The following is a 14,447-nucleotide window of genomic DNA, read 5'->3' as shown; positions in this document are numbered from 1 at the left end:
TTCGCGCCAATACGTTCCCCAAATCTTAGTCGAAAAACGATTAGGTATGGAAACAGCCGGACTGATTTCTTTGAATTATTTTAACAAAAGTATAGGGCAGAGAAATATCATAAGCAAGTCAGAATGCGCTTGTTGACATACTGTTTGGTTTTGGAGACGGAGGGCTTTGGAATGGGGATGAATGGGTTTTGGGGTGATTTTGGATTTTGGGACAGACAGTTCGCCTACAAAAAAAAGACGCGCTAAATTTTCATTTAGAGCGTCTTAAATTTTTCACACTAGGCCGAAACGGCCAATCATGTGACCCATAGGGGAATCGAACCCCTGTTTCAACCGTGAAAGGGTCGTGTCCTAACCGCTAGACGAATGGGCCGACTGGTCTCCTACTTCGCTTAAATTAAAGCACTTTTCTTTCTTTTTCCGACTCCGTTTCCGTTATCGTGGTGCAAATATGCACGGTTGATTTTTTAATTCCAAATGTCACATAAAAATAATTTTAAAATAATTTTTAGTTCCTTTATTATCAGTGTTTTAAAATGAAAACTTTTTTTTCATTATTATTACCTGGTGTTAAATTCACTTAACTTTTTAAATTTGGACAGGCAAAATCCCAATCTCCCATTCAGCACATTTATGATCCGATATATTTACGGCCTGGTACTCACATTTGTCATTCTTAACGTCAATGCCCAGAACAAAACGCCTGAGCAATTTCTGGGTTATCCGCTGGGCAATAAATTTACTTTCCACCACCAGATCCTGGATTATTATAAAACGATTGCCGCCCAAAATCCGGATCGCGTAAAACTCGTTCAGTACGGAAGCACCTACGAAGGCAGGCCATTGATGTTCGCGATTGTGGCGTCCCCTGAAAATCTTGCCCGTCTGGACGACATACGCAGCAATCATTTAAAGAGCATAAAGTTGGCCACCGGCAATGCTGATGGAAAAACGCCCGCGATCGCCTGGCTTGGTTATAATATTCACGGCAACGAGGCGGTTTCTTCGGAGACGGCCATGAAAGTGATTTATGAATTATTAAACAAAAACAATAGCGCAACACAGGAGGTTTTAAAAAATACAATTGTCATTCTCGATCCATGCAGCAACCCTGACGGCCGTGAGCGCTATGTTTCCTGGTATAACCGCGTTCAGAATACCATACCCGATGTGACGCCTTTTGCATTGGAACATGACGAACCCTGGCCGGGAGGACGTTTTAATCATTATCTATTTGATCTAAACCGAGACTGGGCATGGCAAACGCAGAAAGAAACACAGGAACGTGTCGCTTTTTACAATCAATGGATGCCGCATTTACACGCAGATTTTCACGAAATGGGCTCCGCACGGAGTTATTATTTCCCGCCGGCTGCAAAGCCATACCATCAGGATATCACCAAATGGCAAAGAGAATTCAATGAAATTCTGGGAGCCAATTGCAGAAAATACTTTGACCAGAGAAACTGGACATATTTCTCCAAAAAGGACTACGACCTTTTTTATCCGAGTTATGGCGATACCTGGCCAACTTACAACGGCGCAATCGGGATCACTTACGAGCAAGGCGGCGGCGGTCGCGCGGGTTTGGCACTTTCACGTCCTGACCAAAACGATACCTTGACGCTGAAAAGCCGGATCGAACATCATTACATTACGAGCCTTGCGACGCTGGAAACCATTTCTGCACAGAAAGAAAAAATTGTCAGCGAGTTTATCAGCTTTTATGACAATGCGGTCCAAAAACCAATTGGCAATTATAAAACGTACCTGATAAAATCTCAGGGAAATGAGGAACGCGTGAGGGCGTTTGGTGAATGGCTGACCAAACAAGGTTTTGAATACGGGATTGCAGGAAAAAATCTGGCACTAAAAGGCACTGACCTGACAAACCAGTCGGAACAAAATTTTAAAGCGGAAACGAACGATCTGCTGATCAGTGCTTATCAGCCAAAATCGAATTTACTTAAAATACTTTTTGAAGCGCAACCGGTTCTTGAAGACTCGATTACTTATGACATCACCAGCTGGGGACTCTCCTATTTGTACGGTTTGAAAGCGTATGGTTTAAAGGAAAAACTGACACCTGCTGCCTATCAGCCTGAAAAAAATGAAAATAAAATCTCTGCTATAAAACCTTATGCCTATCTGGCAAGGTGGAACAGCGTGGGTGACGCTGTTTTTCTTTCTGAATTATTAAAAAGAAAAATCCTGGTCCGTACTTCCAATGTTGCGTTTGAAGCAAACAAAAATTCCTTCGAAGCTGGCACTCTTATCATTACGCAAAAAGGAAATAATCTGTCCAATTTTGACAGTTTGGTTACTGCGCTTGCTACTAAAAATCATGTGAAATTATTTCCAACATCGACTGGTTCAGTAACCTCGGGCGTCGATTATGGCTCTGATGAAGTGGTTTCAATAACACCGCCAAAAATCGTGACGCTTTATGGCGAAGGAATTTCGACAACTTCTATGGGAGCTGTCTGGCATTTTTTCGAACAGCAGATTAAGTATCCGCTGACTTTGATTTCTCCTGGCAAGATCGCTCAACTACCCTGGGATCAGGTTGATGTGCTGATTTTACCAGATGGAAATTATTCTGGTGTTCTGAACGACAAATTGCTTACCACTTTGCAGGAATGGATTAAAAAAGGCGGAAGACTTATCGTTATGGAAAATGCAAACGAAGCTTTTCTGAACAAACCAGGTTTTGATATTTCCAGAAAAATTTCAAGTCCTAAAAAGAATACAGATTTGTTTAAAAAATTCGGGAATAAGGAACGTGATGAGAGCAGTTATGCGTCGCCGGGAAGCATGTATCAGGTTACGATGGATACCTCCCACCCGCTCGCTTTTGGTTGCGGAAAAGAATATTTCAGCATCGTCAGAAACGCTTACGGTATAGATTATCTGACGGAAGGATGGAACGTCGGTTATCTTTCAGAAACTGGTTACAAGGCTGGTTTTGTAGGAAACAAGGCGACTGAAAAGTTAAAAAATACACTGATAATTGGCGTACAGCAAATGGGCCAGGGGCAGGTCACCTACCTGATGGACGACCCGCTTTTCCGCGGAATGTTATACAATGGCAAAATACTTTTCAGCAATGCTGTTTTCCGATAAATTTATAGGAAATACCTAACAGCCATTTCATAACCTTTTAACCCCAAACCGCAGATCATTCCTTTGCATCGGTCTGTCAGAAAACTGTGGTGACGAAATTTTTCCCGGGCATGAATGTTGGAAATATGCACTTCCACAGCCGGCGTGGTCACAGCTGATAATGCATCTGCCAGGGCAACCGAAGTATGAGAGTAGCCACCCGCATTCACAATAATTCCATCAAAAGAAAAACCTACTTCATGGATCTTGTCAATTAAATCGCCTTCGTGGTTGGACTGGTAATAATGCAGCTGTACTTTGGGAAATTCGTTTTTTAACGTCTTAAAATAGTCTTCAAAAGTCTGTTTTCCATAAACAGTTGGTTCCCGCGTACCCAAAAGATTAAGATTCGGACCGTTAAGAATTAATATTTTTTTCATACAACAGGATTCGGGCCTTACATTTACAGATTAAACAATTTGTGAATTAAAACATTCACTCACCAGGGAATTATTCACGACAACTATGTGGCAAAGCTACATCAAACATTTTAAAAATTACCTGCGGCTGGAAAGGTCATTTTCCGACAATTCTGTGCAGGCTTACATTCGCGACACAGAAAAACTTGCTGAATATCTTGAATTAGCCGCAATAAACCTATCGCCGGTTGATATCAAAGAAGAACATTTACTTGCATTTCTGAAATATTTATCTGAACTGGGGCTGTCAGCACATACCCAGGCCAGGATGCTTTCGGGTATCAAAGCGTTTTATAAATATCTGATACTGGAAAATGAAATCACAGAAGATCCGACAGAATTAATTGAAGCGCCACGTCTGCCGCGTAAACTCCCAGACGTGCTTTCGTATGAAGAAATAGAGCTTATTTTGCAATCAATCGACCATTCCACACCGGAAGGAACTCGAAATCGGGCTATCATTGAGGTTCTGTATAGCTCCGGCTTGCGCGTTTCTGAGCTCGTTGGCCTGCAATTAACCTTATGTCATTTCGACATCGGCTTCATTCAAATTTTAGGAAAAGGAGACAAAGTCAGGCTGGTTCCGATAGGGAAAGAAGCGATTAAATATACGCAGCTCTATATGGAACATGTCCGCAGCGAAGTTGTAGTAAAAAAAGAAAGTGAAGACATCGTATTTCTGAACCGTCGGGGTGGACAACTTTCCAGGGTAATGGTTTTCCTGATTATAAAAGACGCAGCAGAAAGAGCCGGTATCGCTAAAAACGTCAGTCCGCATACCTTCCGTCATTCTTTCGCGACCCATCTTATTGAAGGAGGCGCAAGTTTACGTGCTGTTCAGGAAATGCTAGGCCATGAGTCGATTACTACCACTGAAATATATACGCACCTGGACCGGGATTATCTGAGACAAATAATCACTGAATTTCACCCGAGAAAATAATAAATTTCTGGTTACTTAACTTCCCTCAACATCGAATCCAGACCAAGCGTATCAGTCTCGGGCGCATTGATCGGCAGAGCCCGTTCCAATTGTTTTGGTTTATTCCATGGCGCCGTCGTCCTGCTCGCCATATCATAACTGATATAGACGAAGATTGAAACAAAAAGTATAAATACAATGATAAAAATCCGGCGGTTCCTGTTTGGTTTTTCTTCCATCACTAATTTAAATCCCGCAATTCTTTCGGTGTTTGATATAAAATAAATTTGCCAGTCTTGGCAGAAACCTCAGCCCATTCCTGGTTTTCAAATTCAACAATCACAAGGCTGCATTTTGACATGGAATCTAGATCTTTTCCCGACAGATATTCGCTGAAATAGGTAATATCAGGATTATGACCAAAAAGCGCAACCACATTACTAGTCTCCGGCAAGGCATTTACGGCTCCAAGATATCCCCGCGGCCCGCCATCATATAAAACGTCAACCTTAACAATATCTGCTGCCTGAAAATGCAACTGATCGCCCATGATCACGGCCGTTTGATACGCTCGCGCAGCCGGGCTGGACACGAAATAATCAGGACTGATACCTTTTCCTGCCAACCATCTGCCCATCGCAGACGCATCCGTTTTGCCTTTTCCCAACAACTCTCTCTCAAAATCCCGAACCATTAATTTCTGGTCTTCGGCTGCGGCATGGCGCACAAGTATCAATGTTTTTTTCATTGTAATATTTTCTCCAAAATTAAAAAATCTGATAAAGGGAATGTAGGGATAGCCAGTAAATAAATATAAAAATAGCTGACATAGAAATTTTACCACTCATTTAACTAAAATTACCTTCGAACATTATTTCATACCATATCTGGCATAATAAATAGTTAATTTTGTTGAATCAATATCTGTGAATCAAAAATCATTGCTATATATCGGTATGTTACAGTTTTTTAAATATGTCCTCGCCACACTTGTTGGCATTTTTGCCTTCTTCGTTTTATCAATATTCATAGTCGTCGGCATTGGCTCGAAGCTTTCCTCGGAAGAGAAAGTAGTAGTTGAAGATAAGTCGGTTCTTAAACTTGACCTCAATAAACCAATACAGGAAATCGGCGTTGAAAATCCACTGGCAGAAATCGGCGGCCCATTTTCCGGAAATGAGAACGTGACCGGTTTGAAAGATATCATTGACGCATTGAAAAGCGCTCAGAAGGATAGCAAAATTAAAGGTGTTTATCTTAAAGCAGAAGGACCGGCAGCTGGATGGGCTACACTGGAAGAGATCAGAAACCAGCTTTTAGAATTCAAAAAATCTAAAAAGTTTGTCGTTGCTTACGGCGAATCTTACTCTGAAAAAGGATACTATCTGGCGTCTGTTGCGGATAAGATTTATCTGAACCCGGCTGGTGCTATGGAATGGAACGGTATGTCAGCTGAATATAGTTTTTACAAGGGCACATTTGACAAACTGGAAATCAAACCGGAAGTTTTCCGTGTAGGTTCGTTTAAAAGCGCTATCGAAATGTTCTCGCGTGAAAATATGAGCGATTCCAGCAAAAAGCAGTCTGCCGAACTGATCGGAGCGATTTATGGTAATTTTTTGAAAAACGTTTCAGCGTCCCGCGGTGTGTCTGTTGACAGGCTGAAAAATTTTGCGGATTCACTTACAATAGAAAATCCGGAAGCTGCACTGAAAAACAAACTGGTTACAAATCTTGGATACTGGGATGAATTTGAAACAGTTATCAAGAAAGATATAAGTATCGATGCGGATAAAAACATCTCCTATGTCGGCGTTGATAAATACATGAAATCTGATGCGACGCCGGAGGAAGGCGATTTCAATAACCGTGTGGCCGTTTTGGTTGCCGAAGGGGAAATCAACTCAGGTGAAGGAAGCAGCGAATCGATTGGTTCTGATGATTTCGTAAAAGAGCTGAAAAAAATCCGTGATAATGATAAAATCAAAGCTATTGTAATCCGTATCAATTCTCCGGGCGGAAGCGCACTTGCTTCGGATGTGATGTGGAGAGAAATTCAGCTTACGGCAAAGAAAAAACCTGTCATTGCTTCCATGTCTGATGTTGCTGCTTCAGGCGGATATTACATGGCGATGGGTTGTGATAAAATTATTGCACAGCCAAATACGATCACAGGTTCAATCGGAATTTTCGGACTGATCTTCAATGTGAAAGATTTCATGAATAATAAGCTGGGCGTTACTTTTGACGCGGTAAAAACCAGCGAACATGCAGACTGGCCAACAGCAACACGTGATATGACTGAATTTGAAAAATCGATGATTCAGAAAAGTGTTAATGAAGGTTATGAGAAATTCACTGCAAAAGCAGCAGCTGGTAGAAAAATGCCTGTGGAAAAACTGAGAAGTCTGGCGCAGGGCCGCGTTTGGTCTGGCGTCGAAGCGAAAGCAAACGGATTGGTTGACGAACTTGGGGGCGTTGATGATGCCATTAAAGTAGCGGCAAAAGCTGCAAAATTAAAAGACGGCGATTATCGCGTTCGTTATTATCCTGAAAAGAAAAAGCCTTTCGAAGAATTACTTTCAAAAATGATGGATGATTCAGAGGAAAAAGTGATGGACAAAAATCTTGGAGATCTTTCTTCTTACGTTAAAATGTACAAAAAACTAATGAACATGGGCGGTACGCAAACAAGAATGCCTTTTGAATTAGTTATCAGATAGTATAGCAGTAAACAATAAAAATCCCTGATCGCTGGTGCGGTCAGGGATTTTTATATGCCATTTGCTCAACAAAACTTAAACAACTTTTCCGGTTTCCTGATCAATTTCTTTTCGCACGATAAGTACGGCATGTTGATTTGGAGCGATTTCTACCCCATCCAATTTGGCATATACCTTTGTGAATTCGGCACCGAAATAAAGTATAATCGAGGAGTAATAAACCCAGGTCAGCAATATCACGATGGACGCAGACGTGCCATAGGTTGCACCAAGGTCCGCCTTTCCGATATAGAAGGTAATCACAAATTTACCGATCAGAAACAAAGTTGCTGTAAAACCGGCGCCCACCAGACATTCTTTCCAGCGCAAGTATCCGTCCGGAAGTACTTTAAAAATCACCGTGAAAAGGGCTGTTATGATCGCCAGAACAATCGCCAAGTTTATGATATAAAACAGGATCACGGAAGCTTCGGAAAAATATTGTGAAAGCTGTGCGCTCAGTAAATCCACCATCGCATTAACGCCAAGAGAAACCAGAAGAAGAAAACCCAGCGTAAGGATTATTGAAAATGAAAGCAGGCGGTTTTTTAAGTATTGCAGCCAGCCCTTTTTAGGCTTTGCTTTTATGGACCATATAAAATTTATAGAATCCTGAATCTCAGCAAAAACCCCGGTGGCACCGATAAGTAATGTTGCAATGCCTATGCCCGCCGCGAGGCCGGATTTGTTAGAAACTTCTGCATTTTTCAGGATTTCCTGTAATTGTGCGGCGGCATTATCGCCCACTAATCCGCGTATCTGCCCAAACAATTCTCCCTGAATTGCGTCCCTTCCAAAGAATAAACTAAAAATTGAAATGATTACCAGCAACATCGGCGCCAGTGAAAATACTGTATAATAAGACAAAGCGGCACTTAATTTAAGCCCGTTGTCATTCATAAATTCACTAAAACTTTCGGACAATAGATGGAAGGCGAATTTGATTTGTTTCATCATATGTGTGTTAAAGGAGCATTTGATTTCGCTGTAAGAAACCAAAAAGATTCATGCCAGCCAACCTCGAAAGCAAAAGAAGTCAACTTTTTGGAGCTGACTTCTCTTTAATATAATTTAATCTATTTTTTTATCAAAGCAACAGTCCAGCCAAAGTAGCAGACATATAACTCGCCAAAGTTCCGCAAATCAAAGCCTTAAAACCCAGACGCGCCAAATCCGCACGGCGCGATGGAGCCAATTCTCCTATTCCGCCCACCTGAATCGCGATCGAACTGAAATTGGCAAAACCACAAAGTGCAAAACTTGTGATCACGATGGTTTTCTGATCCAAGGTATCCTTCATTTTTACCAAATCGAGGTATGCAACAAATTCATTGATTACCATTTTGGTACCCATTAGTGAGCCCGCAGCTTCAATATCTTTCCCGGGCACACCCATGGCCCATGCAAAAACAGAAAATATTTTTCCCAAAACAAAATTGAAACTTAGTTGAGGAAAGGCAAAGATACCTCCGATCAGGCCCAACAAATAATCCAGCAGTGCAACGAGTGCAATGAACCCGATCAACATCGCGATAACATTGAACCCAACTTTCAGTCCTTCGCCTGCTCCGGCAGCGATTGCATCAAGCAAATTCGCGTGTGATTTTTGAATTTCAAGTTTTACAGCACCTTTTGTATTGGAAGTTTCAGTTTCCGGAAAAACGATTTTTGAGATAACAAGCGCACCCGGAGCCGCCATTAAACTTGCCGCGATTAAGTAAGGCGCAGGAACACCAAGTGAAATATATACCGCCATAACACCTCCGGCAATACAGGCAAAACTTCCTGTCATCGACGCAAGAAGTTCCGAATTGGTCATATTTTTCAAATAAGGCTTAATCATAATTTGAGCCTCAACCTGGCCCACAAACGTACTCGCAACATTAGAAACAGCTTCCGCTCCGCTGACACCCATCAACCAGTATACGCCTCTTGCCATAATGGAAACTACGCGTTGCATAATACCCAAATGGTAAAGCATGTTAACCAGAACAGCTACGAAAATTATGGTTGGAATAACCTTAAAAAAGAAAACAAAATCATTTCCGGGTCCGAAAGCTTTCGCCATCAGTTCCGGACGAACCAGCGTACCGAATACGAAATCAGCACCCTTATCAGAAAAAGAAAGTAATTTTTGAACCTTTGCACCCAGCCATTGAAAAATGGCCTGCCCTGTGTCTGTCCGCAGGATGAATACTGCCAGCCCAAACTGAATAGCCAGCCCGACTCCAACCGTACGATAATTAATTGCTTTACGATTGTTTGACATTGCGTAGGCAATACCCAAAATCAATACAATACCAAACAGACCAGTAAATCTTTCCATGAAAATAATTTGTTATCATCAAACCAAGGTGCAAAATAACAAACAAATCTATTGGAAGTTACAGGTATCACAAAATAAGATATTGATCCGCCGCCGGATCATTGTTAAACAATAAATTTTTCGCCTAATATCTAATAGTTATTTAGCGGTTGGTACTAAGTGTAAAATTCTTGATGATTATGGTTTTGGTTTAACTGCATCAATAACAGTCGTCTGGCGTGCAGTCAATTTCCAGCCATCTGCATCTTTCAGCCACATATTGGTAAATCTGCTGATGGAAGTTACCTTCGTTTCTGGTGAAACTTTTCTGATCTCATGCCCCATTACCACAGCGACATTTTCAGTTATGGATATTTTTTCAATAACCCGTTCTCCCTGGATTTCCCTCACCTGGGAATTACTTAATTTAGTTTTTAAATCGGCTAAGGTCTGAATTTTGTTTTCAGAAGTATTTACAACCAGATCAGGCGACCACATTCCGTATAAAGTTGTCGTATCCAAATTCCTTAAAGCCTCATTTTCCTTCATTTCCATGGTTCTGATCTGCTCTTCCAGATTTTGTACGGGAATTTTGTTATCCGTTTGGGTATCGGATACATGTTCGATAAAAACCCGCGAATCAGAATTTAGAATTCCTGCTGGCGTTTTAGATCTTAACTTGAATGAGGTTGCAATTAAGATTAAGAAAATAAAAATAATTATATTCTTTTTCATGGCTGGGTAATGTTAAAGGTGCTGGTTCTTTGTTTTTTGCGAAAATCTTATGCCAGTATTCCGACACTCCGATTTGGTTACAAATATTTAAATAAAATTATTTCTAAAATAGAGTATAATTACCTGATTTATATATACGTACGAAAATCTACGAAGTAACGATTGATGAAATAAAAAAAGGAGAGCCAGTTTCCCGACTCTCCCCAATGATGAACCTTAAACTTATTTAATACCCAAGAACGGGCGCCAGCCATTTCTCGATTTCTTCAAGCGGCATATCCTTTCTTCTCGCATAATCCTCTACCTGATCTTTGAAGATTTTCCCGACTGGGAAATATCGGCTTTCCGGATGCGAAAAATACCAGCCGCTCACACTGCTCGCAGGATACATTGCGTAACTTTCCGTCAGCGTAATACCCAGTTGCTCAGCATTTAACAGATCAAATAATTTACGCTTTTCTGTATGATCCGGACAAGCAGGATAACCCGGTGCCGGACGAATTCCACTATATGATTCTTTGATTAACTCTTCATTGGTAAAATTTTCGTCGGGAGTTTGTCCCCAAATTTCTTTACGAACCCGCTCATGCATCAATTCCGTAAGTGCTTCAACCAGACGGTCGCCCAATGCCTTCACCATGATGCTGTTATAATCGTCATGATCCGCTTCGAATTTCTCGATCAAAGGCTCAATTCCGATACCGGCAGTCACGGCAAAACCTCCGATATAATCCAGATGCCCGCTTTCCAGAGGCGCTACAAAATCAGACAAACAATAATTGGCCAAACCTTTCGCTTTTTCACTTTGCTGACGCAGGTGATGCAAAACAGTCATGGTATCATTTACAAGTTCGCCACCACTAATTTGCTCAGCTGTACGCTGGCTAATTTTGTATTCAATATGTTCATGTGAACCATGACGCTCGCCCGAATCTTCCATTGCTACTTCTTCAAAGTGATGCAAAACAATATCATCTTCAATCGAATTAGCCGGCCAGAAACCGATAACAGCCTTTGCTTTTAAACTTTTATCACGGATTATCTGACCCAAAAGAACGGCGGCGTCTTCATACAACCGCATCGCCTCGGCGCCGACCACTTTATCTTCAAATATTTTAGGATATTTTCCGTGCAACTGCCAGGTCTGGAAAAATGGCGTCCAGTCAATGTATTTGGCTATATCCGCCAGATCATAGTCGTCGTAAACCCGTGTCCCTAAAAACTGAGGTTTCTTGGCCTTGAAGTTCGTCCAGTCTATTTTCGCTTTATTCTCACGCGCTTTATCTATTTCAACGTGCGCCTTTTCACCGCTCCGCTTTGCATGATCTTCCCGCAATTTTGCGTACTCACCTTTGATATCCAATAAAACCTGGGCCTGGCTCAGATCACTCTGTATCAATTTCCCCGCAACAGGAACCGATCTGGATGCATCCAATACGTGAATTACAGCACCTGAATAATTCGGATCGATTTTAACAGCGGTATGGATGCGAGACGTGGTAGCTCCGCCGATTAACAATGGCATTTTAAAATGACGGCGCTCCATTTCTTTCGCAACACCAACCATTTCATCCAGTGAAGGCGTGATCAATCCTGAAAGACCAATGATATCGACATTATGCTCAATCGCAGCGGCAAGAATTTTATCCGTCGGCACCATCACGCCAAGATCAATGATCTCGTAGTTATTACAACCCAAAACCACTCCAACAATATTTTTTCCAATATCATGCACGTCACCTTTCACCGTAGCAAGCAAAATCTTACCGGCAAAAGACGAACCTTCCTGTTTTTCTGCTTCTATATAAGGTTGTAAAAATGCCACTGCTTTTTTCATTACACGTGCAGATTTCACTACCTGAGGAAGAAACATTTTCCCCTCACCAAACAAATCGCCGACAATGCTCATCCCATCCATCAACGGTCCTTCGATAATTTCAAGCGGCCGGGCAAACATTGGCAAACATTCTTCAACGTCTTCTTCAATGAAATCTGCATTTCCTTTTACCAAAGCATGACTGATTCTTTCACGAACCGGCAGCGTGCGCCAGGTAAGGTCCGGGCCACTCGCTACCTTTCCTTTATCTTTTACAGTTTCAGCGAACGCTACTAATTTTTCCGTCGCCTCTTCATTACGGTTCAGAAGTACGTCTTCCACCATAATCAAAAGATCCTTTGGAATTTCGTCATAAATACCGATCTGTCCGGCGTTTACAATTCCCATATCCATACCGGCTTTGATCGCATGGTACAGAAACGCAGTATGGATTGCTTCGCGTACCAACTCATTTCCGCGGAAACTGAACGAAACGTTTGAAACTCCCCCTGAAACTTTCGCCAGAGGCAAATTCGCTTTGATCCATTTGATCGATTCAATAAAGTCGACCGCATAGTTATTATGCTCTTCCATACCCGTTGCGACTGTCAGGATGTTTGGATCAAAAATGATATCCTGAGCCGGAAAACCAACTTCGTCAACCAGAATTCGATAGGCGCGGCTACAAATTTCTTTTCTTCTTTCAAGATTGTCAGCCTGACCGGTTTCGTCAAATGCCATTACGACCGCAGCGGCTCCATAACGCAAAACCGCTCTCGCAGATTCTTTAAATTTCTCCTCCCCTTCTTTCAGAGAAATCGAGTTTACAATGGCTTTTCCTTGTACACATTTCAACCCGGCTTCGATCACTTCCCATTTCGAGGAGTCGATCATCAAAGGTACACGCGAAATATCAGGCTCAGCGGCGATCAGGTTTACGAAAGTTTTCATCGCTTCCGCCCCGTCGATCATCCCTTCATCCATATTGATATCAATTACCTGTGCACCATTTTCAACTTGGTCGCGGGCAACAGATAATGCTTCATCAAATTTTCCTGTCCGTATCAGACGCGCAAACATTTTCGAGCCTGATACATTACAACGCTCACCGATATTAACAAAATTGGTAAGCTTGGTAATATCCATCGGCTCCAGACCTGAAAGTTTTAATATCTTTTCAGATTCTGGAATGACGCGTGGTTTATACTTTCCGGCAAGATCAGCGATTACGCGAATGTGACCCGGCGTTGTTCCGCAGCAGCCTCCGATGATATTGATCAGACTGTCCCTCAAAAATCCGTCAATGACCTCGCCCATTTGCTCCGGCGATTCATCATATTCCCCCATCTCGTTCGGCAGACCCGCGTTCGGGTGAGCAGAAGTATAAAAAGGCGAATTGTTTGCGAGAATCTGCACGTAAGGACGCATCAGATCTGCTCCCAAAGCACAATTCAAACCAACTGACAACAATGGTAAATGTGAAATAGAAGTCAAAAACGCTTCCGTCGTTTGCCCAGAAAGGGTACGGCCGGATGCGTCAGTGATCGTTCCGGATACCATAATCGGCAGGAATCCGTCTGCTCCGGTTTTCCAGCTTGGCAAAACTTCTACCAAACCATTTTTCGCATCCGTAAAAAATTTATCTATGGCGAAAAGCGCGGCTTTCGCATTCAATGTATCAAAAACAGTTTCAACCAACAGCAGATCACAACCTCCGTCGGTCAAGCCTTTTATTTGTTCATAATAAGCTTCAACAAGCTGGTCAAAAGTAATTGCGCGGTATCCGGGATTATTTACGTCCGGAGACAATGAAGCAGTACGATTCGTCGGGCCCATCGAACCTGCGACAAAACGGGGCTTTTCAGGCTCGCGTTCTGTAAATTCATCGGCAACTTCGCGTGCCAGTCTTGCAGATTCAAAATTTAATTCATAAACCAGCTCCTCCATACCATAATCTGCCATGGCAATTGTGGTTCCGGAAAAAGTATTTGTCTCAGCGATATCAGCACCGGCTTCGAAGTAGGCGGCGTGGATTTCCTTAATTACATCAGGACGGGTTAGCGAAAGCAAATCATTATTTCCTTTTACATCGTGAGGCCAATCCTTGAATCGTTCTCCGCTGTAATCATAATCTTCTAATTTATAGCGCTGAATCATCGTACCCATCGCTCCGTCAAGAACAAGAATACGTTCTTTTAATATTTCCCGAATGTCAAACTTTTGTGCTGTAATCATTATGTGTCTTTTCTGTTACGAAAATAAATCCCGCCATTATAAATTTACAATAATCTTATGCAGACCAAAACCGCACACTTATTGACAATAC

10 protein-coding genes and 1 tRNA gene are annotated in these 14,447 nt (G+C 42.0%); 3 read left to right on the top strand and 8 right to left on the bottom strand.

What is annotated here, in order from left to right; all coding sequences use genetic code 11:
* Nucleotides 1-301 precede the first annotated feature (301 nt).
* Nucleotides 302-373 (bottom strand) — tRNA-Glu (locus tag L0657_RS11395).
* A 260-nt stretch (nucleotides 374-633) separates the two neighbouring features.
* On the opposite strand from L0657_RS11395, the gene L0657_RS11390 reads away from it, so the two are divergent.
* Nucleotides 634-3,123: a M14 metallopeptidase family protein gene (locus L0657_RS11390; protein ID WP_235150925.1), complete on the top strand. Its 2,490-nt coding sequence runs from the start codon at nucleotides 634-636 to the stop codon at nucleotides 3,121-3,123.
* A 2-nt stretch (nucleotides 3,124-3,125) separates the two neighbouring features.
* On the opposite strand, the gene aroQ is transcribed toward L0657_RS11390, so the two are convergent.
* Entirely contained in the window at nucleotides 3,126-3,542 is a 417-nt protein-coding gene (gene aroQ / locus L0657_RS11385; protein ID WP_235150924.1) for a type II 3-dehydroquinate dehydratase, read from the bottom strand.
* Between the two features lie 85 nt (nucleotides 3,543-3,627).
* Between aroQ and xerD the strand changes: the two genes are divergently transcribed.
* A complete protein-coding gene (gene xerD / locus L0657_RS11380; RefSeq protein WP_235150923.1) occupies nucleotides 3,628-4,524 on the top strand; it encodes a site-specific tyrosine recombinase XerD in 897 nt (298 codons plus the stop codon).
* Between the two features lie 11 nt (nucleotides 4,525-4,535).
* Here xerD and L0657_RS11375 read toward each other — a convergent pair whose 3' ends face one another.
* On the bottom strand, nucleotides 4,536-4,742 hold the full coding sequence (locus L0657_RS11375; RefSeq protein WP_235150922.1) for a hypothetical protein: 207 nt from the start codon (nucleotides 4,740-4,742) through the stop codon (nucleotides 4,536-4,538).
* A 2-nt stretch (nucleotides 4,743-4,744) separates the two neighbouring features.
* Entirely contained in the window at nucleotides 4,745-5,251 is a 507-nt protein-coding gene (locus L0657_RS11370) for a histidine phosphatase family protein (RefSeq protein WP_235150921.1), read from the bottom strand.
* Between the two features lie 208 nt (nucleotides 5,252-5,459).
* Between L0657_RS11370 and sppA the strand changes: the two genes are divergently transcribed.
* Nucleotides 5,460-7,226 (top strand): signal peptide peptidase SppA, encoded by a 1,767-nt coding sequence (gene sppA / locus L0657_RS11365; protein WP_235150920.1) that lies wholly within the window; start codon nucleotides 5,460-5,462, stop codon nucleotides 7,224-7,226.
* Between the two features lie 75 nt (nucleotides 7,227-7,301).
* On the opposite strand, the gene L0657_RS11360 is transcribed toward sppA, so the two are convergent.
* The 4 genes from L0657_RS11360 to metH all read right to left on the bottom strand — a co-directional run bounded on the left by L0657_RS11360 (nucleotide 7,302) and on the right by metH (nucleotide 14,356).
* Nucleotides 7,302-8,222 carry a YihY/virulence factor BrkB family protein gene (locus L0657_RS11360; RefSeq protein WP_235150919.1) on the bottom strand — a complete coding sequence of 307 codons (921 nt, stop codon included), beginning with the start codon at nucleotides 8,220-8,222 and terminating at the stop codon, nucleotides 7,302-7,304.
* Nucleotides 8,223-8,352: 130 nt separating this feature from the next.
* Entirely contained in the window at nucleotides 8,353-9,591 is a 1,239-nt protein-coding gene (locus L0657_RS11355; RefSeq protein WP_235150918.1) for a NupC/NupG family nucleoside CNT transporter, read from the bottom strand.
* 177 nt (nucleotides 9,592-9,768) lie between these two features.
* On the bottom strand, nucleotides 9,769-10,305 hold the full coding sequence (locus L0657_RS11350) for a nuclear transport factor 2 family protein (protein ID WP_235150917.1): 537 nt from the start codon (nucleotides 10,303-10,305) through the stop codon (nucleotides 9,769-9,771).
* A 226-nt stretch (nucleotides 10,306-10,531) separates the two neighbouring features.
* Nucleotides 10,532-14,356, bottom strand: coding sequence for a methionine synthase (gene metH, locus L0657_RS11345; protein ID WP_235150916.1), 3,825 nt, complete (start codon nucleotides 14,354-14,356; stop codon nucleotides 10,532-10,534).
* Nucleotides 14,357-14,447: the final 91 nt, after the last annotated feature.

The sequence above is a fragment of the Dyadobacter sp. CY345 genome (genome assembly GCF_021502725.1).
GTDB lineage: Bacteria > Bacteroidota > Bacteroidia > Cytophagales > Spirosomataceae > Dyadobacter.
Note: the sequence above shows the minus strand (reverse complement) of the source record. Positions and strands in the feature narration are given on the sequence as shown.